Origin of the sequence: Castellaniella sp. (assembly GCF_049673105.1) — a bacterium.
Taxonomy (GTDB): domain Bacteria; phylum Pseudomonadota; class Gammaproteobacteria; order Burkholderiales; family Burkholderiaceae_B; genus Castellaniella.
Genome location: NZ_JBATXG010000020.1, coordinates 111,385 through 135,908 on the forward strand (window position 1 = coordinate 111,385; position 24,524 = coordinate 135,908).

A 24,524-nucleotide genomic window follows, 5' to 3' on the forward strand; every position below is an offset into this window, starting at 1 on the left:
GTCGTTTGGCAAGTAGAGCGTAACCCTACTAGGGATAACCCTAGTATAAAACATGATCAATGAAATATCCAGTTTCTGGTTTATCGTGGCGCCCAACAACATCGATAGGTTTATGGTGATGACGCGACTCGCTGTCCAGCCGGTGTTCAAGTTGCTGTACCTGGATGCGTTGACCGTGCTGTCAGCGCATCCAGGTATCGCAGCGGAGCATGCTCCATGCGTCTGCTGCTGATCCGCCATACCGCGCCCGATATCGCAGCCGGCATGTGCTACGGTCGCCTGGACGTGCCTGCGCTTCCCGCCGAACGCGATGCCTGGTTGGCCGACTGGGACGCAGGCCGCCATCCCGGACAGCCTTGGTCTGACTACCAACGTCTGGTCTGCAGTCCAGCCCGCCGCTGCCGGTCCCTGGCCACCGCCTTGTCGCGGCGGCTGGTTCTGCCGCTGAATAGCGACCCCGCCTGGCAGGAAATGGACTTCGGCGCCTGGGAAGGCCAGTCCTGGGACGCCATAGCCCGATCTGCCATCAACGCCTGGGCCGCCGATCCACTGGACTATGCCCCCGGCGCAGGCGAATCCGTCCGCGCCATGATGCAGCGCGTCCTGACAGCCCACAAAGCCTGGCGCCAGCTGGAGCAAGACACGATTCTGGTCACACATGGCGGCGTCATCCGCCTATTGCAGGCCTGGCACGCCGCCCGGCCCGCCGACGACTTGCCGCCAGATCCCGCCACCCTGCGATCCGCCTGCCAGCAGGCACTAACGCTACCCACCCCGATGCCGGGCAGCCAGGTGCTTCTGCAGTGGAAAAGGTTCCCTTCCGAGCCTTGATGCAAGAGGCCGGGTAATAGAGATCTAAACCGTCAGCGATACAATGAAGGTTTGTCCAACATTCCCGGATTCCGCCGTGTCCTATCCCGCTTTGCCTTATCCCATCGAATCCTATACCCACGGCGCCGATTTCGTGCGCCTGCTGGGCAAGCGCATCGTGGTGCTGGATGGGGCCATGGGCACCATGATCCAGCGTTATAAACTCGGCGAATCCGATTTTCGCGGCGACCGTTTCGCCGATCACGACCGCGACGTCAAGGGCAATAACGATCTGCTGTCCCTGACCCGCCCCGACGTCATCCGGGAAATCCACCAGGCCTATCTGGAAGCCGGCGCCGACGTCGTGGAAACCAATACTTTTGGCGCCACCCGCGTGGCACAGGGTGATTACGGCCTGCTGGATATTTCTTACGACCTGAACGTCGCCGCCGCCCGCCTGGCTCGCGAGGCCTGTGATGCCGTGTCGACGCAGGATCATCCGCGCTTCGTCGCCGGTGCGCTGGGGCCTCAGCCCAAGACCGCATCCCTGTCGCCGGACGTCAATGACCCTGGTGCGCGCAACGTCACCTTCGAAGAACTGCGCGTCGCCTATACCGAACAGATCAACGGCCTGATCGATGGCGGGGTAGACATCCTGCTGGTCGAAACCATTTTCGACACCTTGAATGCCAAAGCGGCCATTTTCGCCATCGAAACTGTCTTCGAAGAACGCAACATCCGCTTGCCGGTGATGATCTCCGGCACGGTGACCGATGCGTCCGGGCGCATCCTGTCGGGCCAGACAGTGGAAGGCTTCTGGAATTCCGTGCGTCATGCGCGACCCGTCACCATCGGCCTGAACTGCGCCCTGGGCGCCGCCTTGATGCGCCCCTACGTGGCGGAACTGTCCAAGATCTGCGACACCTACGTCTGCGTCTATCCCAACGCCGGCCTGCCCAACCCCATGGCCGAAACCGGCTTTGACGAAACGCCCTCGGATACGTCCAGTCTGCTGGAAGAATTCGCCCGGGCCGGCCTGGTGAACGTGGTAGGCGGCTGCTGCGGCACCACCCCGGACCACATCCGCGAAATCGCCCGCAAAGTCCGTGCTTTGCCGCACCGCCAGCCGCCGGTCATTCCGATCAAGACACGCCTGTCGGGCCTGGAACCCCTAAATTTCGATCGCGACACTCTGTTCATCAACGTCGGCGAACGCACCAACGTCACGGGCAGCAAGGCATTCCTGCGCCTGATCCGCGAGGAAAAATTCGACGAAGCCCTGTCCGTCGCCCGCCAGCAGGTCGAAAACGGCGCCCAGATCATCGACATCAATATGGACGAGGGCATGCTCGACGCCCTGGTCTTGATGCCGCGCTTTCTGAATCTGCTGGCCTCCGAACCCGATATTTCTCGCGTGCCGGTGATGATCGACAGTTCGAAATGGCCGGTCATCGAAGCCGGTCTGCGCTGCGTGCAGGGCAAGAGCGTCGTCAACTCGATTTCCATGAAAGAGGGTGTCGAGCCCTTCATCGAGCAGGCGAAGCTGTGTCGCAAGTACGGGGCCGCCGTGGTGGTCATGGCCTTTGATACGGAGGGTCAGGCAGACAATCTGCAGCGGCGCATCGATATCTGTTCGAAAGCCTACGACATCCTGGTCAATCAGGTGGGCTTCCCGCCCGAAGACATCATTTTCGATCCCAATGTGTTCGCCATCGCCACGGGCCTGGAAGAGCACAATCGCTACGGTCTGGACTTCATCGAAGGCGTGGGCTGGATCACGGACAATCTGCCGCATGCGCGCACCTCCGGCGGTATCTCGAACGTCAGTTTCTCGTTCCGGGGCAACGAGGCCATGCGCGAGGCCATCCATGCCGTCGTGCTGTATTACGCCACCCAGCGAGGGCTGACCATGGGCATCGTCAATGCCGGTCAGCTGGGGGTCTACTCTGAACTCGATCCCAAGGTGCGCGACCTGATCGAGGACGTCGTCTTCAATCGCGAAGAACCGCTGGGCAAGACCGATCCCGCCGACGAGCGCACGTCCACCGAGCGCCTGGTCGAGCTGGCCGATACGCTGCGCGGCGCGGGCAAGAAAAAGGAAGAAGACCTGGAATGGCGCAAGGGATCGGTGCGCGAGCGCCTGACCCATTCCCTGGTGCATGGCATCACGACCTTCATCGTCGAGGACACGGAAGAAGTCCGCGTGGAAATCGACGCGGCGGGCGGGCGCACCATCGAAGTCATCGAAGGGCCGCTGATGGACGGCATGAACGTCGTCGGCGACCTGTTCGGCGCGGGCAAAATGTTCCTGCCGCAAGTCGTCAAATCCGCGCGCGTGATGAAGCAGGCCGTGGCCCATCTGCTGCCTTTCATCGAGGAAGAAAAGCGCCTGCTCGAAGAAGCCGGCGCGGATGTGCGCTCCAAGGGCAAGCTGGTCATCGCCACGGTCAAGGGCGACGTCCACGATATCGGCAAGAACATCGTCACGGTGGTTCTGCAATGCAATAATTTCGAAGTCATCAATATGGGCGTCATGGTGCCCTGTGCCAAGATCCTGGAAAAAGCCAAGGAAGTCGGCGCCGATATGGTCGGTTTGTCCGGCCTGATCACGCCCAGCCTGGAAGAAATGGCCTACGTGGCGTCCGAAATGCAGCGCGATCCCTACTTCCGCGAACGCAATATCCCGCTGCTGGTGGGCGGCGCCACCACCAGCAGGGTACATACGGCGGTCAAGATCGCCCCCAACTACGAAGGACCGGTGATCTACGTGCCGGATGCCAGCCGTTCGGTCGGCGTGGCCACCAGCCTGATGTCCGATCAGGTCGGGACCTATCTGCAGGGGGTCGCCGACGAATACGAGCTGGTCCGCGAACGTCACGCCAATCGCAAAGCCACGCCCATGCTGACGATTGAGCAGGCGCGGGCGGCGAAACCTGCGATCGATTGGGCCAATTACACGCCGCCGCGCCCAAAATTCATCGGTCGCCGCGTGTTCAAGCACTACGATCTGAATGAAATCCTGAAATTCCTGGACTGGACGCCGTTCTTCCAGTCCTGGGGGCTGATGGCACAGTTCCCCGCCATCCTGACCGACAAGGTGGTGGGCGAACAGGCCGTCAAGCTGTACGAAGAAGGCCAGGCCATGATGAAGCGCATCGTCGATGGCCGATGGCTGACGGCCAACGGCATCGTGGCGTTCTATCCGGCCAACAGCATCAATGATGACGATATCGAGATCTACCGCGACGAAACGCGCAGCGAAGTCCTGCTGACCTGGCGTGGTGTGCGCCAGCAGACGGAAAAGCGTGATGGCGTGGACAACAAGTGTTTGTCGGATTTCATCGCGCCCAAGGATTCCGGTGTCATCGACTACATCGGCATGTTTGCCGTGACCGGCGGCATCGGCATCGAAAAGTACGAAAAACAGTTCCAGGATGCCGGTGACGACTATTCCGTCATCATGCTCAAGGCCCTGGCCGATCGGCTGGCCGAGGGCTTCGCCGAAACCCTGCATGCGCGGGTGCGTCGTGATCTGTGGGGCTATGTGTCCGACGAAGACCTGTCCAACGAAGACATCATCGGTGAAAAATATCAGGGCATCCGCCCGGCGCCTGGCTATCCGGCCTGCCCGGAACACGTCGTCAAGCGCCTGATGTTCGACCTGCTGGATTGCGACGACATCGGCATGCAGCTGACCGAAGGCTTTGCCATGATGCCGGCGTCCAGCGTCTGCGGCTTTTACTTCAGCCATCCGCAGTCCAAGTATTTCAACGTCGGCAATATCGGCCCCGATCAGGTGGCCGATTACGTGCGCCGCACGGGCCGTGATGAAGAAGATGTGCGCCGGACGCTGGCCAGCACCTTGCGCTGACCCCGGCAGCCCGATTGCAGCGGCAGGCGGCAGGGGGATGCCTGCCGCTGCAGGGTCCCGGCGCTCGGGGGCCGCGCATGCCGCGTGACGATGCCGCTCGCCGTCAGGCGCTGGGGGCGTTTCTGCGCAGCGCTCGTGCGCGCGTCAGCCCTGGCGATCATGGCTTGCCGCCGGGTTTGCGGCGGCGCACCCCCGGATTGCGCCGCGAGGAAGTGGCGCAGTTGGGGGGCATCAGCACCACCTGGTACACCTGGATCGAACAGGGCCGCGAGGTCTCTGTGTCGGTGGATGTCTGGTGCCGGCTGGCCGATGCCCTGAAGCTGGCGCGCGCCGAACGGCATTATCTGTTCAGCCTGGCTGAATGCGCCGACCCCCAAGCCGGACGGCTGGACACGGTGGCCCTGCCCGATGGCCTGAGCGATTGCGTCGATAGCATCCAGGGGCCGGCCTACATCCTGGATCAGGCCTGGAACGTCCTGGCCTGGAATCCCGCTTTGCAGCAATTGTTTGACGGCTGGCCGGGACGGGGCCGGGCGAATCTGCTGCATTACATTTTCATGGAACCGGCGGCCCGCACCCTGGTGCTTGACTGGGAAGAGCGCGCCAGCCGCGTGGTGGCCGAATTCCGCGCGGACGTGGCGGCCTTGGCCGGCGATCCTGCGATCGGCTCGCTGGTCGCTGAATTACAGGCGGGCAGCCCTTTGTTCGCCCGCTGCTGGACACGCCAGACCGTGATCGACCGAGAGGGCGGGCTGCGGGAATTCCAGCACCCTTCGCGCGGGCGACTGCGGTTCCGGCAATTTACGTTTCGCCTGGCGATCCGCCCGGACTGCAAGCTGGTTATGTTGTTGGGGGATCAGTGACGGATGCGTCGGCCTGGCTGCGGCAGGCGCACCGTCAGGCTTTTTGGCGGCGGCGCAACTGGCTGCCGGACAGATTGGACAGGCGCCGGAACGACAGGGCGGATGCGGCCACGCACAAGGCGGTGACGGCAAAGCCCCACATCACGTCGATACGGTCGGCCTCGATGCCGCCGCGCAGATTGATGCTCAGGTTCAAGGTGGTTGCCGCGCAGGCCACGCCCAGACTGATGCCCAGTTGCTGAGCCATCGCGGCAAAGCTGCTGGCGCGGCTCATTTGCGCGGAATCCATGTCGGCGTAAGTCAGGGCATTGACGGCGGTGAACTGCAACGAACGAAAGAAGCCCCCGATCAGCAGCACCGTCACCATCAGCCAGACCGGCGTGCTGGCCTGAAATAGGGCGCAGGCGGCGGTAAAACAGGCTGCGATCAGCGCATTCCACACCAGCACGCGGCGAAAGCCGAAACGGTGAACGATGGGTGTGGCGACCAGCTTCATCAGCAGTGCGCCCGCCGCCGATGTAAAGGTGATCATGCCCGCCGAAAAGGCCGACAGGCCAAAGCCCACCTGCAGCAGGATGGCCAGCAGGAACGGCGCTGCGCCGCTGCCGAAGCGGCACAGATTGCCGCCCAGCACCGAGACGGCAAAGGTCTGGGTGCGCAGCAGGCTGAGGTCGATGATGGGGTAGGTGGTGTGGCGGGCATGGCGAATGTACAGCACTCCGCAGACCAGCCCCAGCGCGAGCAGGCTCAGGATGACGCCGATGCCCAGATCGCCGTGGCCGATGGCTTCCAGGCAGATCATCAGCGCCGCCATGGCGATGCCACTGAGCAGGAATCCGACCGTATCCAGCCTGGGCCGGCCATCGGGGATGTCGCGGGCAATGTAGCGCCGCACCAGCATGATGCCCAGGACGCCGACCGGGATATTGATCAGAAAGATCCAGTGCCAGGAGGCGTACGTCACCAGAAAGCCCCCGACGGGCGGACCCAGGACCGGCCCCAGCAAGGCGGGCAGCGTCAGGAAAGCCATCGCCTGGACCAGTTCGGATTTTGGGATGCGCCGCAGCAGGATGATGCGCCCGACCGGCACCATCATGGCGCCCGCTGCGCCTTGGGCCACGCGCGAGAGCACCAGTTGTGTCAGGGACTGCGAGACCGCGCAGGCCGCCGAGCTGAGGATGAACAGCAGAATGGCCGCCAGAAAGACGCGCTGCGCCCCGAAGCGGTCAGCCGCCCAGCCGCTGACGGGCACAAAGACCGCTGTCGCCAGCAGGTAGCCGGTGATGGTGAGATTCATGCGCACCGCCGTGACGCCGAAGTCCCGCGCCATGGCGGGCAGGGCGGTGGCTACCACGGTCGAATCCAGCATTTGCATGAACAGGGCGCAGCCGACGATGAAGGGAATCATCCGCTGTTCGAGCGTTCGGGGGGTGGCGGCGGGTAAAGAAGGGCGGTCGGGAGAGGACATGGGCACTCGGGGGCGCTTGAGTGCAGTACACTTGGGGCGCATCAGTCATGACGATCTGCAATGGCACTATTATGGCAAACAACTTCACCTCCGAACTGACTCAATTCATCACTCAGTACAAACAGGATCATCCCGATACCGAGGCTCGGCAGCGGGCAGGTCGGTTCCGTCTCTGGGACAAAGATCTGAATCCGGAACAGCAAGACGGTTTCCGCGCCGCCAAGGTCGCGCAGGATCCTTACGTCTATTACCAAAAGGCCTGATCGGTCGTCATGCCGCCCGCGCCCGCCACCGGGCTGGATGCCTTGATGGCGCCGGCTGTGGACAGTACGCCCGACGTGATTGATCACGTGGCGTTGGCGCGGCTGTACGGCGAACCTTTATTCGACATCCCGCAAGACCTGTACATCCCCCCCGATGCACTGGAAGTCTTCCTGGAAGCGTTCGAAGGCCCGCTGGATTTGCTGCTGTACCTGATCCGCAAGCAGAATTTCAATGTGCTCGACATCCCGATGGCGGAAGTCACGGCCCAGTATCTCAGTTATGTCGAACAGGTCCGGCGCACCAATCTGGAGCTGGCCGGCGAATATCTGCTGATGGCGGCCCTGCTGATTGAAATCAAATCACGCATGTTGCTGCCCGTGCGTCAGTCGGATACGGGGGAAGAGGTCGAAGACCCACGTGCCGAATTGGTGCGCCGCTTGCTGGAATACGAGCGCATGAAACTGGCGGCGCAACGCCTGGATGCCTTGCCGCGCGTGGGTCGCGATTTTCAGTTGGCCCATGCGCAGGCCGACCTGAGCGTCGAGGTTCTGTTGCCCGAAATCAGCCCGACGGATCTGAAAGACGCCTGGCAGGCCATTTTGCAGCGCGCGCGCCTGAATGCCAGCCACCGCATCACGCGTGAACAGCTGTCCGTGCGCGATCACATGAGCCACATCCTGCGGCGTCTGTCCGATGTGCGTTTCATGGAATTTACCGAATTGTTCATGGAACGCGTCCGCATGGGCGAGCCGGCGGCGGTGATCGTCGTGCATTTTCTGGCTCTGTTGGAATTGACGCGCGAATCCCTGCTTGAAATTACCCAGGCGGCGCCGTATGCGCCGCTGTATGTCAGATTGTCTTATACACGCTCGGCCTGATGGCCCGTGCCGGAGTTTCCTGTGAAAGTTGTTCATTCCATCGAAGATTTGCGCAACCAGCTGCGCGGCCAGTTGCGCGTTGCTTTCGTGCCGACCATGGGCAATCTGCATGCCGCCCATTTGTCCCTGATGCGTCTGGCGCGTCAGCATGGCGATCCGGTGGTGGCCAGCATTTTCGTCAATCGCCTGCAGTTCGGGCCACACGAGGATTTCGACCGCTACCCGCGCACGCTGGCGCAAGACATCGAAAAGCTGGAAGGCGAGCGCGACGTATATGTGCTGTTCGCCCCGGACGAGCGCGAACTGTATCCCGAGCCGCAAAATTTCCGCATTCAGCCCGGCGATGCGCTGGGCAAGATCCTGGAAGGCGAATTTCGCCCGGATTTTTTCATGGGTGTCAGCACGGTCGTGCTGAAGCTCTTTTCCTGTGTGCAGCCGCAGGTGGCGGTGTTCGGCAAAAAAGACTATCAGCAGTTGATGGTGGTGCGGGCCATGTGCCGGCAGTTTCAGTTGCCGGTGGAAATTCTCGCGCATGAGACCGTGCGTGATCCCGATGGCCTGGCCCTGTCGTCGCGCAATCGTTACCTGTCGGCGGATGAGCGCGCCGAGGCTCCGCAGCTGTACGGCCTGCTGCAGCAGGTGCGCGACATGATCGCCAGCGGTCGCAGCGATTGTGCAGCGGCGGAATCCCAGGCGCTGCAGACTTTGCGCGACCGGGGCTGGGACCCTGATTATGTGTCCGTGCGCCGCCAGCGCGACCTGTTGGCGCCGACAGCGGCTGAAATCCACGAGGGCGAACCGCTGGTCGTGCTGACGGCGGCCCGTCTGGGCGCAACGCGCCTGATCGACAATCTGGAATTTCAAGCCGGACGCTAAGCGCCTCGCAGATCCCCCCCGGGTGGCTGTTTTCTGTCTGTCAGGCCTGACAGCTGTTCGTCACCGGGGGTTATGACAGAATCCCTGCACCAAAAGCAAGATAAAAAGGGGGACTGTCATGTCGATCATGGGCATGCACCTGGGGGATGTTCCGCCCGGCGCTCAGGCCATTCAGCGTCTGACCCTGCGGGAACGCGAGGTCGCGGATTACATCACGCGGGGGCGCTCCAATAAATACATCGCTGCGGAACTGGGAGTATCGCAGCGCACCATCGAGGCGCATCGCGCCCGTATTTTCATGAAGATCGGCGTGCGCAATGCCGTCGAACTGACGCAGCACTACGTGCGCTGGAAATTGCCGCTGGCCGACGAGCAAGGGGCGGGCCGGCACCATCGGTGCCAGGCGCAGCGCCCGGCACCGGGGCAGCGATCAGGGCGCGTCGCAGCGCTGGGCCGGCTGGGACGCTAGCTCGGCGATCGGGTCCAGATCGGCCTGGCGAGTCAGGCTGGAGTCCAGCAAGGGCGCCTTGCCGTTCACCCGTACCACGCGCAGCACGTTCGAGGTGCTGAATTCCAGGCTGGCGCGGGTGTGTTCACCGCTTTGCAGCACGATGCGCACCGGGGCATCGCCGGTCAGGAACCAGCAGCCCATCGTGGCGCGGGCAGGACTGCTGCCATCCACAGGGGTGCTGCGGGCGCGCCATTGGCCATCGGGCGCCAGCGTCAGGGTCATGCGATTGGAGGGGCATTGCCCGCTGTCTGCGCAGGCGATGGTGCCCAGATAGGTGCGTGTGTCAGCGAGCGCCTGGGGCAGGTTTTGCCGGGCGGTGCTGGCCGCCGGTGCAGCGCCTGCGCCAGCTCCGGCGGACGCGTCTGACTGGCTGCCGGCTGCCGAGGATGCCTGAGCCTGGCCGCCAAAGCCCAGCTGAAGCTGAGAAGGCGCCTGGGCGGCGGAATCCCCCTGAGCACGCTGGCGGGCATCGGATACCGTGCTGTCGCGTGGGGTGTCGTAGTAGCCGGGGGCGCGCTGCTGGGCGCAGGCGCTCAAGAGCACTATCAGGCTCAGGCTGAGCAAGCGGATCGGGGAAAGGAAAGGAAGGCGCGGCATGACGGTATGGGTCAGGTGGGCGAAAACGCCATTCTACGCATTTGCAGCCTGCTTGGGCAGGGTGGCGCGGATATGAGCGCTCTCCTGGACGCCGTTTGCGCATCGTGGTCGTGGCTGGCGGCGGGGATGGTCGGCGGGTGCGCCTGGTGGGGAATGGGGCTGGCGCGCTGGGCACAGGCATATCACCGCCGTGTACGGGCCGGGGCGCCCGCCGTTGCCGCTACGCTATGGCGCGCAGCCCTGCATGCGCGCCGACAGCCTGTCCGATGGCGACGGGATGGCGTGGGCGGCGTGGCAGCCGGTACCCTGGCAGCGGGTATCTTGTATCTGCAGGGCTGGGCCGGCATGGGATCGTTGCTGCTTGGCATGGGCATGATGTCCCTGGCCTGGCTGGATGCGCGCAGCGGCTTGCTGCCGGATGCCTTGACTCTGCCTTTGATGGGAGCGGGCTGGTGGCTGGGGCGGCTGGATGTCTGGTCGGCGGTGCTTGCATCGCTTTCCGTCTGGGCGGGCCTGGCGATCCTGGCCTGGCTATATCGCCGCGTGCGCGGGCGGGATGGCTTTGGCGGCGGCGATATCAAATGCCTGGCCATGCTGGCCGGCTGGCTGGGCGGGGTGCCCGCGCTGACCCTCTTGTGGACGGCCAGTCTGTTGGGCCTGCTGGGCTGGGTCTGCCACCGATCCCGACAGCGGGTCTACCCCTTTGGCCCCTATCTGGCTCTGGCGACAGGCCCGTGGTTGTTGTGGCCCCAGGGGGTGGCCTTGCTGCTGGACGGGCTGATGTAAAGTCATGGTTTCATCTTTGTCGGGATCGACGCATGTTTTCCATCGGGCTGACCGGCGGTATCGGATCCGGTAAAACCCAGGTGGCCGACTGGCTGGCTGAATGGGGGGCTGCGGTGATCGATACGGATCAGATCGCGCATGCGCTGACGGCGGCTGGCGGCCCGGCAATCGAACCCGTGCGCCAGGCGTTCGGGCCGGCCTCGATTGCTGCCGATGGCAGCCTGGATCGGGCGTGGATGCGCGAGCGGGTCTTCAGCGATGCGTCCGTCAGGCAGCGGTTGGAGGCCATTCTGCACCCTTTGATCGACCAGGCAGTGCGGGATCGGGCCGCGCACACACAAGGCTTGTATCGGGTGTATGTAGTGCCGCTGCTGGTGGAATCCGGGCGCTGGCGGGATCGGGTGGATCGCATCTGCGTGGTCGATTGCGATCCGGCGACGCAGATTCGCCGGGTGCAGAGCCGCAGCGGGCTGACGCCAGAGGCCATTGAGCGTATCATGTCCGCTCAGGCTGCCCGGGGGGATCGCTTGGCTGTTGCAGACGATGTCATCGTGAATGACGGCGATACCAGTTTGGATATGCTGCGTCAGCGATCCCGGCAATGTCACCAGTTATGGTGCGATCTGGCCTCCCGGTCGTTGCGTGGGCCGACCATTCATGATTAGGGTCTTTTGCGTGTGATTCTATACGAGTATCCCTGCAATGAACGTGTACGCACTCTGCTCCGGGTAGAGTATCTCTTCGACCGCCTGTTCTATTTCATGCGCGGCGAAGACGCGCATCATCATCAGATCGCCATGGCGGCGCTGTTCGACCTGCTCGACGTATGCGAACGCGCCGATGTCCGCACCGCCGTCCTGCAGGATCTCGACCGGCATCGTTCGGCCCTGTCTGCCTTGCGGGAACACCCTGGGGTGGACCGGACGACGGTGGACAATCTGCTGGATGAAATCCAGGCCGTGTCGGCGGCCCTGGCCGGCCAGGGCCGTATCGGTCAGTGCTTGCGCGACAACGAATGGCTGGCCAGTTTGCGCGGGCGGATCACCATGCCGGGCGGCTCCTCGTCCGTCGATTTGCCGTCCTACTATGCCTGGCAGATCAAAGCGCCCGATGCGCGGATGCACGACCTGCAGGGGTGGATCGACCCGCTGTTGCCTTTGCACAGGGCCATGGCCCTGATTCTGCAATTGCTGCGCGATGCGGGCGATGCCCGCGATCAGATGGCCAGTCAGGGTGCCTACCAGGAAATGCTGGGCGGCAAGACCTTTCAGCTGTTACGGGTCTGGGTCGATCCGCAACTGCAGGTATTCCCCGAAATCAGCGCGAATAAATACGTTATCTGGGTTCGGTTTTCTGCGCAGGATAATGTGCTCAAGCCGCAGCCGGTCAGCCGCGACATTGCTTTTCGCCTTGCCCGCTGCAATCTTTAAATCCAGGTTTTTCCATCATGATCAATTCCAAGACGCAGCCTGTGGGCGCGCGCCGCAGATTTTGGGTCTGGGCGTTGCTGTGCGCGGGTGTCGCCGTGGCGCTCTGGCTGTTCTGGCCTCAGGGGGCGGACCAATCCGCGAGCCGGGGGTTTCGCGGCGGCTCGGGGCAGGCCACCCCGGTATCCGTCGTCTCTGTGGAAAGCGGTCAGATCGACCGCACGCTGCGTGCCTTGGGCACGGTCAACGCCCCGGCGACCATCACCATCCGCTCGCGGGTGGATGGGCCGCTGGAATCTCTGCATTTCACGGATGGCCAGTCGGTCAAAGCGGGAGACCTGCTGGCGGTCATTGACCCGCGTCCTTTCCAGATCCAGCTGCAACAGGCGCAAGGCCAGCAGGCGCAACATGCCGCTCAGCTGGACAACGCCCGCCGGGACCTGGCGCGGTACGAACAGCTCTTCAAACAGGACTCGGTGGCCCGTCAGCAACTGGATACCGCCCGCGCGCAGGTGCGGGAAATGCAGGGCCAGGCGACCATCGACCAGGCGGCTGTGGACAATGCCCGCTTGCAGCTTAGCTACACTCGGATTACCGCCCCCGTGACGGGTCGTCTGGGTTTGCGCAAGGTAGACGTCGGCAATATGGTGCATGCCTCGGATGCGGACGGGCTGGTGGTGTTGACCCAGAACCAGCCGATTGATGTCGTGTTTGCCATTCCGCAGACCCGCTTGCAGGCGTTGCTGGACGCCCGGCGCACCGAGGCCGGCCTGCAGACGCAATTGCTGGGCCAGGCCGGCGGGCCGGTGCTGGCGACGGGCCGATTGATCGCCGTGGACAATCAGATCGATGTCGCGACTGGCACGGTGCAGCTCAAGGCGCGCTTTGACAATGCCGATGAGTCCCTGTTCCCCAACCAATTCGTGCAGGTGCGGTTGCGCCTGGGTCTGGAATCCGGGCTGGTGGTGCCGCTGCGGGCCGTGCAGCGCGGTTCGGTCGGCGAATACGTCTACCGGGTGGATGCCGAACTGAAGGCCCATGTCGTGCCGGTGGTGACCGGGGTGGATGATGGCAGGCGAGTCGTCGTCGAATCCGGTCTGCAGCAGGGCGATAGCCTGGTGGTGGAAGGCACGGATCGTCTGCGCGAGGGCAGTCTGGTGGAAGTGGTGACGCCGCCGGCAGCCGCTGCACCCCAGGACCCCGGTTCGTGAATCTGTCGCGCCCGTTCATCTTGCGGCCCATCGCCACCATGCTGGCGATGGTTGCCCTGGCGCTGGCAGGTTTGATGGGGTACCGGGAGCTGCCCGTATCCGCCCTGCCTCAGGTGGACTTTCCCACCATTCAGGTGACGACGCTGTATCCGGGGGCGGGGCCGGACGTGATGACGGCGCTCGTGACATCGCCGCTGGAACGCCAGTTCGGTCAGATGCCTGGCCTGTCGCAGATGCTGTCCACCAGCTCGGGCGGGTCGTCGCGGATCACCCTGCGGTTCGATCTGGGCCTGTCGCTGGATGTGGCCGAACAGGAAGTGCAGGCGGCCATCAATGCGGCCTCGAATCTGCTGCCCTCGGATATGCCGTCCCCGCCCATCTACCGCAAGGTCAATCCGGCAGATGCGCCCGTGATGACGCTGGCGGTGACGTCGCCCACCTTGCCGCTGGATCAGGTGCGGGATCTGATTGAAGTGCGGGTGGTGCAGAAACTATCCCAGATCAGCGGCGTGGGGCTGGTCAGTGTGGCGGGCGGGCAGCGGCCCGCCGTGCGCATTCAGGTCGACCCTCAGGCGCTGGCGGCGCACAAGCTGACTTTGGCGGATGTGCGCCGCGCCGTGACCCAGGCCAACGTCAATCAGCCCAAAGGCAATCTGGACGGGCCGCAACGTTCCTTGACCATCAGCGTGAACGATCAGCTGCAGGACGCCGCCGAATATGAACGTCTGATTCTGACGTATGAAAACGGGGCGCCCTTGCGTCTGGGCGATGTGGCGCAGGTGCGCCGCGCCGCTGAAAATCTGTACCAGGCTGCCTGGTTCAACCGCCAGCCGGCGATTCTGTTGAACATCCAGCGCCAGCCTGGCGCCAACGTCATTCAGGTGGTTGATCAGATCCAGTCCCTGCTGCCGGGCCTGCGTCAGACCTTGCCCACCGGCGTGGACGTGCAGGTGGCGTCGGACCGCACGCATACGATCCGGGATTCGGTCGAGCACGTGCAGATTGAAATGCTGCTGGCCATCGCCCTGGTGGTGGCCGTGACCTTCGTGTTTCTGCGCACCTGGCGGGCCACCTTGATCCCCGGCGTGGTGGTGCCGCTGTCCCTGGTCGGCACATTTGGCTTGATGATGCTGATGGGGTTCAGCATCAATAACCTGACATTGATGGCGCTGACCATCGCCACGGGCTTTGTGGTGGATGACGCCATCGTCATGATCGAGAACATCGCCCGCCACCTCGAAGAAGGCGAAGACGCGCTGACCGCCTCGCTGCGCGGAGCGCGGCAGATCGGCTTCACCCTGGTGTCGCTGACGGTCTCGCTGATTGCAGTGCTGATTCCGCTGCTATTCATGGCCGATGTGGTCGGGCGCCTGTTTCAGGAATTCGCAGTGACGCTGGCGGTGGCGATTTTGCTGTCGCTGCTGATTTCCCTGACCCTGACGCCCATGATGTGCGCCCGCATGCTGCGCCCCGAAGCCCAAGAGCAGCACGGTCGCTTTTTGCAGGGGTCCGGTCGCATGCTGGATGCGCTGATCGCCTGGTACGACCGGGGCCTGCAGTGGGTGCTGCTGCATCAGCGGGCGACTTTGTGGTTCGCGGTCGGCACGCTGGCTCTCACGGCGGGCTTGTACGCCGGCATCCCGAAAGGCTTTTTCCCGCAGCAGGATGCCGGGGCGATCCAGGCCATCACCCAGGGCCCGCAGACGGCTTCGTTTGCCCTCATGTCGCGCCTGCAGCGGGATGCCGTCGATCAGGTGCTGCAGGACCCTGCCGTGGCGTCGGTCACGTCGTTCATCGGCATCGATGGTGACAACACCACGCTGAATACCGGGCGGCTGCAGATCACGCTGAAACCGCTGGCGCAGCGCAGTGATCGCGCACAGGCCGTCATGGACCGGCTCAGCCAGGCGCTGCATCAAAAGGCCGATCTGCAAATCTGGCTTCAGCCGGTGCAGGAACTCTCGGTCGAGGATCAGGTAAGCCGGGCGCAGTATCAGATGACCGTGTCCAGTCCTGACGATGCTGCGCTGGCGCAGTGGGCGCCGCGTCTGATTCAGGCCATGCAGGACTTGCCCCAGTTGCGCGAGGTGTCCAGCGATCTGCAGAATCGGGGCCTGGCCTTGGCCGTGCAAGTGGATCGGGATGCGGCTGCCCGCCTGGGGGTGACGCAGGCAGCCATCGATGATGCCTTGTACGACGCTTTTGGTCAGCGTCTGATTTCCACGATCTACACCCAGTCTGCGCAGTATCGCGTGGTGCTGGAAGCCGATGACGACTTTGTCGGTGGCGGCCCGCAGGCGCTGGCGCACATTCACGTGCCCACGGCGGGCGGCGGGGTGACGCCGCTGGCGACGGTGGCTCGCTTCGTGCCTGGCGCTGCGTCTTTGGCCGTGCAGCGTCTGGACCAGTTTCCTGCCGCCACGGTGTCTTTCAATCTGGCGCCGCGGACTGCCCTGTCGGATGCGGTGCAGGCCATCGAATCCGCCCGCGATGCAGTGGGCGTGCCGGATTCCGTGGATGTGCGGTTCCAGGGCGCCGCGCAGGCGTTTCAAGCGTCCCTGTCCAGCACTCTGTGGCTGCTGCTGGCGGCGGTCATCACCATGTATATCGTGCTGGGCGTGCTGTATGAAAGCCTGATCCACCCGGTGACGATTCTGTCCACGCTGCCCTCGGCGGCCATCGGCGCCTTGCTGGCCCTGTGGATTGGCGGCACCGAGCTGGACATGATCGGCGTGATCGGCATCATCTTGTTGATCGGCATCGTCAAGAAAAACGCCATCCTGATGATCGATTTTGCCCTGGATGCCCAGCGCGAGCGCGGGCTGGGGCCGCAGGCGGCCATCCACGAAGCGGCGCTGCTGCGGTTTCGACCGATCCTGATGACGACGCTGGCGGCGTTTTTCAGCGCCATCCCCTTGATGTTCGCCAGCGGGTCCGGGGCTGAACTGCGCCAACCTTTGGGGCTGGCGATGGTGGGCGGCTTGTTGTGCAGCCAGTTGCTGACCCTGTTCACCACCCCCGTCATCTACTTGATGTTTGAGCGCCTGGCCCATCGACGGGCAGCAGCGTCGCGGTCATGAGGTTCTTCGCCCTGTTCCTGAGCAGACCGGTGGGTACGTCCCTGCTGTGTCTGGCCATGGTGCTGGCCGGGGTGCTGGCCCTGAGATTCCTGCCGGTAGCGCCGCTGCCGCAGGTGGACTTTCCCATGATTTCGGTGTCCGCATCCCTGCCGGGCGCCAGTCCCGAGACCATGGCGTCCAGTGTCGCCATGCCGCTGGAACAGTCCCTGGGCGCGATCTCGGGGGTGAGCAGCATGAGTTCGCGCAACAGCGAAGGGCAGACCACCATCGCCCTGATGTTCGATCTGGATCGCGACATCAACAGTGCGGCGCGCGACGTGCAGGCCGCCATCAATGCGGCCCGGCCCCTGCTGCCGTCGGGGATGCGCGGCAATCCCGTTTACCGCAAGGTGAATTCCTCGTCCTCGCCGGTCATGACCTTGGCCTTGACCTCGGATACCGCCACGCAGGGGGAACTGTACGATCTGGCGTCGACCGTGCTGGCGCAGAAACTGTCCCAGGTCACCGGTGTCGGGCAGGTGACGGTGGGCGGCAGTTCCCTGCCCGCCGTGCGCGTCTTGCTGAATCCGCGCGCCCTGGAATCCATGGGTGTGCCGCTGGACCGGGTGCGTCAGGTCTTGCAGGACGTCAATTCCTTGCGGCCTGGCGGACTGGTGCAATTGGACGAACGGCAATGGCAGATTCGCAGCAATGCCCAGTTGCGCAAGGCCGCCGATTATGCGCCGCTGATCGTCGCCTGGAAGGACGGTCGTCCGGTGCGCCTGGCCGATGTGGCGCAAGTGCTGGATTCGGTCGAAGACACCAATCAGGTCGGCTATTTCAACGACCGGCCTGCGGTGCTGCTGATCATTCGTCGTCAGAACGATGCCAACATCATCGATACCGTGGATGCGGTGCGGGACTTGCTGCCGGCTTTTCAGGCGCTGCTGCCTGAACAGGTGCGTCTGACCATCGCTCAGGACCGCACGCCCAGCATCCGGGCGTCGCTGTACGAGGCCGAACTGACGTTGGTGCTGTCGGTGATTCTGGTGGTGGCCGTGGTGTTCGCGTTTCTGGGCAACTGGCGGGCCGCGCTGATTCCGGCCATTGCGGTGCCGGCGTCTCTGATCAGCACCTTCAGTCTGATGTGGTGGTTCGGCTTCAGCCTGAACAGCATTTCCCTGATGGCGCTGATCGTGGCGACCGGCTTCGTGGTGGACGACGCCATCGTGGTGCTGGAAAACATCATGCGCCACATCGAACGCGGCGTGCGTCCGGGCCGCGCCGCCTTGCGCGGCGTCACCGAGGTCGGTTTCACCGTGCTGGCCATGAGCGTGTCGCTGATCGCGGTGTTCATCCCCTTGTGGCTGGTGGGCGGTCTGGTGGGGCGGCTGTTCGAGGAATTCGCCGTCACGCTGTCGGCGGCCATCGGTGTGTCGCTGCTGATTTCCGTCACTTTGACGCCGGTCATGGCCTCGCGACTGCTGCGGGTGGCCCCTGCGGACCAGCCGCTGCGACGCAATGCTCTGGCCCGGTTGTCACAGCGGGTAGGCGAGTCCTGTCTGAAGGCCTACGCCACGTCGTTGCGCTGGGCGCTGGATCATTCCCGTTTGGTGCTGTTGCTGTTGCTGGCGACCATCGGGCTGAACGTCTATCTGTACATCAGCGTGCCCAAGGGCTTCTTTCCCCAGCAGGATACGGGGCAGCTGCTGGGGTTCTTTCGCGTGGATACGGGCACCTCGTTCGAGGAAACCCAGCAGCGCCTGAATGCGTTTCGCAAGATCCTGCTATCGGACCCGGCGGTGGATACGGTCACCGCGACGGCGGGCGGGCGCGGCGGCAGCAATTCCAGCTTCATCCAGATCCAGTTGAAGCCCCTGGATCAGCGCGACGTCAGCGCTGCCCAGCTCGTCAACCGTTTACGGTCGAAGTTCGAGCACACGCCGGGTGCGCGGATGTTTCTGGTGCCTCAGCAGGATATTTTCGTGGGGCATTCTTCTCGCGCCGGATCCTATTCATACCAGTTGATGGGCAGCGACCTGGCCTTGTTGAGCCAGTGGCTGGTGCGGGTGCGCGCCGTGCTGGCGGATTTGCCGGAACTGGTGGACGTCGACGACGACGTCGAGGACAAAGGGCGACGCCTGGAACTGCAGGTGGACCGAGACGCCGCGCGGCGCCTGGGGGTGCAGATGGCGGATCTGGCCGGGGTGCTGAACAATGCTTTCAGCCAGCGCCAGGTGGCTGTGTTGTACGGCGCCTTGAATCAGTATCACGTCGTGATGCGCGTGCAGCCGCAGTATGCCCAGGACGTGCATTCCTTGCAGGCGCTGCAAGTGCTCAATGCCCAGGGGCAGCGGGTTCCGCTGACGGCCTTTACCCGGATCGCGGAAGGCACGGCGCCGCGCGCCGTCAATCACGAAGGCCTGCTGGCCGCCGATTCCGTGTCTTTTGGCTTGGCACCCGGGGTGTCGCTGGACCAGGCCTTGAACGCCATCGATCAGGCGGTGGCGCGCATCGGTCTGCCGACTCAGGAACTGCAGGCCGGTCTGGATCAAAGCTCCGGCCTGATGCGCAATGCCGTGGCGCAGCAGCCCTGGATGCTGCTGGCCGCCCTGGTGGCCATGTATCTGGTGCTGGGCATGCTCTATGAAAGCCTGATCCATCCGGTGACGATTCTGTCCACGCTGCCATCGGCAGGGATCGGCGCCTTGCTGGCCTTGCGGCTGGTGGATATGGAATTCACCCTGATCGCCCTGATCGGGGTGTTCCTGCTGATCGGCATTGTGAAGAAAAATGCCATCATGATGGTGGATTTTGCCTTGCAGGCGCAGCGCCGCGAGGGCCTGGACCCGCGCGAGGCCATCTACCGGGCCTGCTTGGCGCGTCTGCGCCCCATCCTGATGACGACCTTGTCGGCAATGCTGGGCGCCTTGCCCTTATTATTGGCGACGGGGGCCGGAGTGGAGATGCGCCGGCCTTTAGGTTTGACGATTCTGGGCGGCCTGTTGGTCAGCCAGATTCTGACCTTGTATACGACGCCGGTGGTCTACCTGAGCCTGGACCGCCTGCGGGGTTCGCGCCGTTCGGCTGATCACCTTCGGAATGTGGTGCCGCATGTTTGATGTTTGTGTAAAAGCTTCAGCAGCCGGGGGCGCGGATGCCCCGTGTGCGGAAGGACTTCCGCCAGGCCGCTGCCGCCGTGCGCGCCGCTCTGGCCGCCTGGGCCTGGCGCTGGTGTTCTGTGCCTTGCTAAGCGCCTGTGCGGTCGGGCCGGATTACCAGCGACCGGCCCAGGATACCGGTGCGGCCTATGCGCATGCGCCGCAAGGACAGTGGCTGCCGGCTCAGCCGGGCGATGCGGGCCTGGCGGCTGATTGGTGGACACGGTTTGGCGATGAGGGTCTGGATGGCCTGATGGCGCAGATGCCTGCGGGCAATCTGGATATTGCGCAGGCCGAAGCCCAGTACCGTCAGGCGCGGGCGGCCTTGGGGTCTGCGCGCGCAGGGCTGTTTCCGTCCCTGAGCGCAGCGGCATCCACCACCCGCGCAGGTCAGGGGATTTCCAGCGCCAATAATCCGGCGACCAATTATTCCCTATCGGGCAGTGTCAGTTGGGAAGTGGATTTGTGGGGCAGGGTCCGCCGCAGCGTCGAAGCGGCGCGTGCCGGGGAACAGGCCGGCGCTGCCGACTTGGCGGCCATGCGCCTGAGCCTGCAGTCGACGCTGGCGCAGACGTATTTCAGCGTGCGAGCCAGTCAGCGTCAGGACGAGTTGCTGGCACGCACACTGAGTGAATATGAGCGCGCGCTGCGGATGACGCGCAACCGCTACGAGGCGGGGGTGGCGTCGTCGGCGGATGTGGCCGCTGCTTCGGCCCAACTGGATCAAGCGCGGGTGCAACGCATTCGTCTGGGCTGGCAGCGGGAACAGCAGGTGCATGCGCTATCCATTCTGCTGGGGCAGGTCCCTGCCGGGTTCAGCATGCCGACGGGCGCAGGCCTGCCGGATGCGCCGCCGCTTCCCGTGGGCGTGCCTTCCGCGCTGTTGCAGCAGCGACCCGACGTGGCGGCGGCGGAGCGCCGGGCCGCCCAGGCCAACGCCAGGATCGGCGTGGCCCAGGCGGCCTGGTTTCCCGATCTGACGCTGGATGCCCAAGGGGGTTATCGGGCCGGCGAATTCGCTTCCTGGATCATGGCTCCGGCGCGTTTCTGGACGCTGGGCCCCAGCTTGGCGCTGAGCCTGTTCGATGGGGGCGCACGCAGCGCCGCCCTGGATGCCGCCCGCGCTGCCTATGATGCGCAGGCGGCGCAGTACCGCAAGACCGTGCTCGATGCGCTGCGCGAGGTCGAGGACGCCCTGGTGCAGTCGCAAGCCTTGGTGCAGGAACAGAATGCGCAGGACCGTGCCCTGGCATCAGCCCGCGAAACGCTGCGGCAGGTGATGAACCAATATCAGGCGGGGCTGGTGGATTATCTCAGCGTCGTGCAGGCGCAAGCCAGCGCGCTGAGCGCGGAACAGAACGCCTTGGATCTGCGCCTGCAGCGCCTGACCGCCACGGTTCAACTGGCGGCGGCCTTGGGAGGCGGGTATCTCGAGCCGGCGTCGGATGCCGTGTCTGGCGGTCAGGCAGCGGTTGCCGCCGACTGATTCCAGCCCGGATGTCTGCGGCGTTCAGCTGGTTTCGATCAGCGATCCGCTGAGGGCTGCGATGCCGTGAGCCCCGTTGCGGCGGGCGGCTTCCAGGGTGTCCAGCGATTGCCCGCCAATGGCGAATACGGGTCGGCCGGCAGCGACGGACAGTGCGCGGAAGCGGTCCCAGCCCAATCCGGGAATGCCGGGGTGGCTATCGGTCGGGTGCACATGACCCAGCACCACGAAATCGGCCTGCAGTTGCTGGGCGCAGGCGATGTCCTGTTCGTTGTGCGCCGAGACGCCCAGCCAACCGGGCGGGCGGGTGTCCTGTTGCAGAATGCGGGCCGCATCGGCTGCTCGCAGCTGCACGCCGTCGGCTTGCGACCACCATGCATGCGGATGCGCGCTATTGATCAGGCACCGGGCGCCTTGCTGGCGGCATAGGGCCAGGGTCGCCTGAAAGGCTGCGTGCAGGCTGTCGGCATCTCCCCCCCAGGAAGGTTCGCGGAACTGCACCAATTGCAGGCCGTTCAGCAATTCCTGGCGTAACTGGGCCAGCCAGTCGGCCAGGCGGTCGGGATGGCCGATGCCGCTGATGCGGTAGCGGGTGGGCAGGCGCAGCCAGCGCAGGGGAGGCGTGGCGGCTGGCAGCAGGGACCCGCCGCCGGGCGCGATCGGATGTTCGGATTCGTCCAGGCGGATGTCCCAGGGGTCCACCCAGTCCAGCGCCTGGCTTTCGCGTCCGTGCGGTTCGCCTTCCCAGGCCGTCACCTGGCAGAAGGCCAGCTCGACGATGGATTTGGGATATTCGTGGACATGCACGACCCAGGGATAGACGCGGGTGGCGTGGATACCCAATTCTTCGTCCAGTTCACGAATCAAGGCTTGTTCGACGGTTTCGCCGGCCTCGATCTTGCCGCCGGGAAATTCCCACCAACCCGGCCAGGCCTTGCCGTCGGGGCGCTGGCCCAGCAGCAGTCGGCCCCTGGCATCGAGAATCAGGCCGGCGGCCACGCGAACATAGGGTTTGGGATCAGTCATGACAGGTCAAAAGCGAAGTGTTCTGTGAAGGGATCAGACATGGCGGGCCGCCCAGTCGCGGGCAAACTGTCGCGCCACCCGTCCGGATCGCGAGCCGCGAGCCAGCGCCCATTGCAGGGCTTCGGTGCGCGCCGCTGAAATCTGGTCCGGCGTGCAGCCGTGGAAGACCAGCCAGTGATGGACGATGTCCAGGTAGTCATTCTGGGCAAAGGGGTAGAAAGACAGCCACAAACCAAAGCGTTCCGATAACGAGATCTTTTCTTCCACGGTTTCGCCGGGGTGTATTTCGCCGTCTGGCTGGTGCTGGGCTTCCAGATTTTCACGCATGTATTCGGGCATCAGGTGGCGCCGATTGGACGTGGCGTAGATCAGCAGGTTGTCGCCGGGCGAGGCCACCGAGCCGTCCAGAGCGGATTTCAGGGCCTTGTAGCCAGCCTCGCCTTCTTCGAAAGACAGGTCGTCGCAAAAGACGATGTAGCGTTCGGGCCGATCGGCGATGAGTTCGATGATCTGGCTGAGATCGCCCAGATCGGACTTGTCGATCTCGATCAGCCGCAGGCCCTGATCGGCATAAGCATCCAGCAAGGCGCGGACCAGAGAGCTTTTGCCTGTGCCGCGCGCCCCGGTCATCAGGACGTTGTTGGCGGGTTTGCCCCGCAGAAAAGCCAGGGTGTTGCGTTCCAGCGTGTCTTTCTGCTGCTCGACGTGCTGCAGGTCGCCCAGTTGGATGGGAGCGATGCGCGGGATGGCATCCAGCCATCCGCGTGCGCCGCGCCGCTGCCAGCGGTAGGCGCGCGCGGTCCAGTCGATGGCGGGCGGGGCAGGCGGCAGCCAGGCTTCGAGCTGGGCCAGCACGCCCAGCGCCCGGTTCATGAGGGCCTGCAGTTGAGGGTCAGCCACTGGGTTCTCCTGATGATGATCCGGAAAGTATAATCTGGGTCTTTGCGGCTGGCGCCGCGCCCACCAGTATCCGGGTCCGCCTTGAATTTCTCTGAACTGTTCGCCCCCATTGTGTCCGACATGCAGGCGGTTGATGCCGTCATCCGCGCCCGTCTGGATTCCGAAGTCGTCTTGATCCGCACGATCGGCGATTACATCGTCGGCGCGGGGGGCAAGCGCATGCGCCCCGCGATGGTGCTGCTGGTGGCGGGCGCTCTGGGATACCGGGGGGACAATCACCATCGCCTGGCTGCCGTAGTCGAATTCATTCACACGGCCACTTTGCTGCATGACGACGTGGTCGACGAATCCGATATGCGCCGAGGTCGCGACACCGCCAATGCCGTCTTCGGCAATGCCGCCAGCGTGCTGGTGGGCGATTACCTGTATTCCCGGTCGTTCGAGATGATGGTGGAATCGGATTCGATGGCGGCCATGGCGGTGCTGTCGGCTGCCACCACGGTCATCGCCGAGGGCGAAGTGCTGCAGCTGCTGAACGTCCACGACCCGGACGTGTCCCTGGACCGGTACCTGCAGGTGGTGCGCTACAAGACCGCCAAGCTCTTCGAGGCCGCAGCCCAGGTGGGCGCGATCATCTCCGGCGCCACGCCGGAACAGGAACTCGCCGCCGCCGCCTATGGCCGTCACATGGGCACGGCTTTCCAATTGATCGACGACGTGCTGGATTACAGCGGCGATGTGCAGGCCCTGGGGAAAAACGTGGGCGACGATCTGCGCGAAGGCAAGCCTACGCTGCCGCTGATCCGGGTGCTGGAAACCGGCTCAGGTGAACAGCGCGCCCTGATCCGTCGAGCCATCGAAACAGGCGATGCGGATTTCGAGGCCGTGGCCCGCGCCATCCATGCCACCGATGCCCTGGACTACACCCGCCAGGCCGCCCTGGCCGAGGCCGATCTGGCCCGCCAGGCCCTGTCTGCCTTCCCGGATTCCGTTTACCGAGAAACTCTGCTAAAATTCTGTGCTTTCGCGGTCGAGCGTGATCGTTGAAAATTCCCGTGATGGGCGCAGGTGCTGGGTTTCCCCGATTTGACGTCCTTCAAGCATCCCCGTCGGGGTGTAGCTCAGCCTGGTAGAGTACTACGTTCGGGACGTAGGAGTCGCATGTTCGAATCATGTCACCCCGACCACTTATTTGAAAAGCCGGATTCAGCTTTAGCTGATCCGGCTTTTTCGTTATGCCGTGTTTCAGCAGCCCCTGCCGAGGCCGCCGCGCTGACATCTGTTCGGCCAGGGGGCGTTGGGAATTTTGGCAAATCTAGGTGAACAGTCG

The 24,524-nt window shown here is 64.0% G+C and carries 19 protein-coding genes and 1 tRNA gene; 16 read left to right on the top strand and 4 right to left on the bottom strand.

Annotated elements, in window-relative coordinates; genetic code table 11:
• Positions 1-216: 216 nt before the first annotated feature.
• From WBF69_RS07870 to WBF69_RS07880, 3 genes are all read left to right on the top strand, one after another.
• A complete protein-coding gene (locus WBF69_RS07870; protein ID WP_424262930.1) occupies positions 217-831 on the top strand; it encodes a histidine phosphatase family protein in 615 nt (204 codons plus the stop codon).
• Between the two features lie 76 nt (positions 832-907).
• On the top strand, positions 908-4,681 hold the full coding sequence (gene metH, locus WBF69_RS07875) for a methionine synthase (RefSeq protein ID WP_424262932.1): 3,774 nt from the start codon (positions 908-910) through the stop codon (positions 4,679-4,681).
• Between the two features lie 77 nt (positions 4,682-4,758).
• The gene (locus WBF69_RS07880; protein WP_424262934.1) at positions 4,759-5,544 is read left to right on the top strand and encodes a helix-turn-helix transcriptional regulator; all 786 of its coding nucleotides are present in this window, start codon (positions 4,759-4,761) and stop codon (positions 5,542-5,544) included.
• 34 nt (positions 5,545-5,578) lie between these two features.
• Here WBF69_RS07880 and WBF69_RS07885 read toward each other — a convergent pair whose 3' ends face one another.
• Complete coding sequence (locus WBF69_RS07885) at positions 5,579-7,012, bottom strand: DHA2 family efflux MFS transporter permease subunit (protein ID WP_424262936.1); 1,434 nt, start codon at positions 7,010-7,012, stop codon at positions 5,579-5,581.
• A 71-nt stretch (positions 7,013-7,083) separates the two neighbouring features.
• Between WBF69_RS07885 and WBF69_RS07890 the strand changes: the two genes are divergently transcribed.
• The 4 genes from WBF69_RS07890 to WBF69_RS07905 all read left to right on the top strand — a co-directional run bounded on the left by WBF69_RS07890 (position 7,084) and on the right by WBF69_RS07905 (position 9,499).
• Positions 7,084-7,275, top strand: coding sequence for a DUF3460 family protein (locus WBF69_RS07890; protein ID WP_424262938.1), 192 nt, complete (start codon positions 7,084-7,086; stop codon positions 7,273-7,275).
• 9 nt (positions 7,276-7,284) lie between these two features.
• Positions 7,285-8,154, top strand: a complete 870-nt coding sequence (locus WBF69_RS07895; protein WP_424262940.1) for a segregation and condensation protein A — start codon at positions 7,285-7,287, stop codon at positions 8,152-8,154.
• A 21-nt stretch (positions 8,155-8,175) separates the two neighbouring features.
• Entirely contained in the window at positions 8,176-9,030 is an 855-nt protein-coding gene (gene panC, locus WBF69_RS07900) for a pantoate--beta-alanine ligase (protein ID WP_424262942.1), read from the top strand.
• A gap of 118 nt (positions 9,031-9,148) precedes the next feature.
• A complete protein-coding gene (locus WBF69_RS07905; protein WP_424262944.1) occupies positions 9,149-9,499 on the top strand; it encodes a response regulator transcription factor in 351 nt (116 codons plus the stop codon).
• Here the strand turns inward: WBF69_RS07905 and WBF69_RS07910 are convergent.
• Positions 9,461-10,138, bottom strand: coding sequence for a hypothetical protein (locus tag WBF69_RS07910; RefSeq protein WP_424262946.1), 678 nt, complete (start codon positions 10,136-10,138; stop codon positions 9,461-9,463). The two genes, WBF69_RS07905 and WBF69_RS07910, sit on opposite strands and share 39 nt — an antisense overlap.
• A 72-nt stretch (positions 10,139-10,210) precedes the next feature.
• On the opposite strand from WBF69_RS07910, the gene WBF69_RS07915 reads away from it, so the two are divergent.
• The 7 genes from WBF69_RS07915 (at position 10,211) to WBF69_RS07945 (ending at position 21,268) form a co-directional block, all read left to right on the top strand.
• A complete protein-coding gene (locus WBF69_RS07915) occupies positions 10,211-10,924 on the top strand; it encodes a prepilin peptidase (protein ID WP_424262948.1) in 714 nt (237 codons plus the stop codon).
• A gap of 32 nt (positions 10,925-10,956) precedes the next feature.
• A complete protein-coding gene (gene coaE, locus WBF69_RS07920) occupies positions 10,957-11,589 on the top strand; it encodes a dephospho-CoA kinase (protein WP_424262950.1) in 633 nt (210 codons plus the stop codon).
• Positions 11,590-11,601: 12 nt separating this feature from the next.
• Positions 11,602-12,354 carry a cell division protein ZapD gene (gene zapD / locus WBF69_RS07925; RefSeq protein WP_424263043.1) on the top strand — a complete coding sequence of 251 codons (753 nt, stop codon included), beginning with the start codon at positions 11,602-11,604 and terminating at the stop codon, positions 12,352-12,354.
• Between the two features lie 17 nt (positions 12,355-12,371).
• A complete protein-coding gene (locus WBF69_RS07930; protein ID WP_424262952.1) occupies positions 12,372-13,562 on the top strand; it encodes an MdtA/MuxA family multidrug efflux RND transporter periplasmic adaptor subunit in 1,191 nt (396 codons plus the stop codon).
• Positions 13,559-16,642, top strand: coding sequence for a multidrug efflux RND transporter permease subunit (locus tag WBF69_RS07935; protein ID WP_424262954.1), 3,084 nt, complete (start codon positions 13,559-13,561; stop codon positions 16,640-16,642). Before WBF69_RS07930 ends, WBF69_RS07935 begins: the two co-directional genes overlap by 4 nt.
• On the top strand, positions 16,639-19,743 hold the full coding sequence (locus WBF69_RS07940; protein WP_424262956.1) for an efflux RND transporter permease subunit: 3,105 nt from the start codon (positions 16,639-16,641) through the stop codon (positions 19,741-19,743). The genes WBF69_RS07935 and WBF69_RS07940 overlap by 4 nt, the downstream gene beginning before the upstream one ends.
• Before the next feature lie 124 nt (positions 19,744-19,867).
• Positions 19,868-21,268, top strand: a complete 1,401-nt coding sequence (locus WBF69_RS07945) for an efflux transporter outer membrane subunit (RefSeq protein ID WP_424262958.1) — start codon at positions 19,868-19,870, stop codon at positions 21,266-21,268.
• 24 nt (positions 21,269-21,292) lie between these two features.
• On the opposite strand, the gene WBF69_RS07950 is transcribed toward WBF69_RS07945, so the two are convergent.
• Both WBF69_RS07950 and WBF69_RS07955 read right to left on the bottom strand, forming a co-directional pair.
• Positions 21,293-22,294 (bottom strand): Nudix family hydrolase, encoded by a 1,002-nt coding sequence (locus WBF69_RS07950; RefSeq protein WP_424262960.1) that lies wholly within the window; start codon positions 22,292-22,294, stop codon positions 21,293-21,295.
• Positions 22,295-22,327: 33 nt separating this feature from the next.
• A complete protein-coding gene (locus tag WBF69_RS07955; protein ID WP_424263045.1) occupies positions 22,328-23,167 on the bottom strand; it encodes an ATP-binding protein in 840 nt (279 codons plus the stop codon).
• A 108-nt stretch (positions 23,168-23,275) separates the two neighbouring features.
• Here WBF69_RS07955 and ispB point away from each other — a divergent pair, with 108 nt between their 5' ends.
• The gene (gene ispB / locus WBF69_RS07960; RefSeq protein WP_424262962.1) at positions 23,276-24,241 is read left to right on the top strand and encodes an octaprenyl diphosphate synthase; all 966 of its coding nucleotides are present in this window, start codon (positions 23,276-23,278) and stop codon (positions 24,239-24,241) included.
• 63 nt (positions 24,242-24,304) lie between these two features.
• Positions 24,305-24,381 (top strand) — tRNA-Pro (locus WBF69_RS07965).
• The last annotated feature ends 143 nt before the right edge of the window (positions 24,382-24,524 follow it).